This is a genomic window from Rhodococcus sp. DMU2021 (assembly GCF_019641445.1).
Classification (GTDB): Bacteria; Actinomycetota; Actinomycetes; order Mycobacteriales; family Mycobacteriaceae; genus Rhodococcus; species Rhodococcus pyridinivorans.
Genome location: NZ_JAIFKB010000107.1, coordinates 1 through 616 on the forward strand (window position 1 = coordinate 1; position 616 = coordinate 616).

Annotated in this window: 1 protein-coding gene; it reads right to left on the reverse strand. The window is 66.7% G+C overall.

Annotated elements, in window-relative coordinates:
- Positions 1-579: CaiB/BaiF CoA-transferase family protein (locus K3M35_RS25870; RefSeq protein ID WP_220667299.1), on the reverse strand; the 579-nt coding region annotated here is incomplete at its 3' end.
- Positions 580-616 lie beyond the last annotated feature (37 nt).

A 616-nucleotide genomic window follows, 5' to 3' on the forward strand; every position in this document is an offset into this window, starting at 1 on the left:
CAGGATGCCGCTGTAGGCGTACATGCCCGCGGCGATGTCCGCTATCGAGACGCCGGTCTTCGACGGGCAGTCGGCCGGGCCGGTCAGCGAGATCAGGCCGGTTTCGCCCTGCACCAGCATGTCGTAGGCCTTGCGGTCCGACCAGGGGCCGGTGTTGCCGTATCCGGAGATGTCGCAGGGTATCAGCGCCGGGTGGCGTTGCCGGAGCGAGTCGGCGTCGAGATGCATGCGAGCTGCGGCGCCCGGCGCGAGGTTCTGCACGAACACGTCCGCGGTGGCCAGCAGGCGCTCGAGGATGTCGCGTCCCTCGGCGGATTTCAGGTCGAGCGTGACGGATTCCTTGGAGCGATTGAGCCAGACGAAGTAGCTGGACTGGCCGTGGACGGTCTCGTCGTAGCGGCGGGCGAAGTCGCCGCCGTCGGGTCGTTCGATCTTGATGACGCGGGCGCCGAGGTCGGCGAGTTGCCGGGTGGCGAACGGGGCGGCCACGGCCTGCTCGATGCTCACGACGGTGATGCCCGCGAGGGGAAGGGTGTTCGAGGGAGTGGCGGCTGCGCCGGCATCAAAATGTACGGCCATATTGCGGAATTGTACGTTGCTTGTATCGACTTTCCAA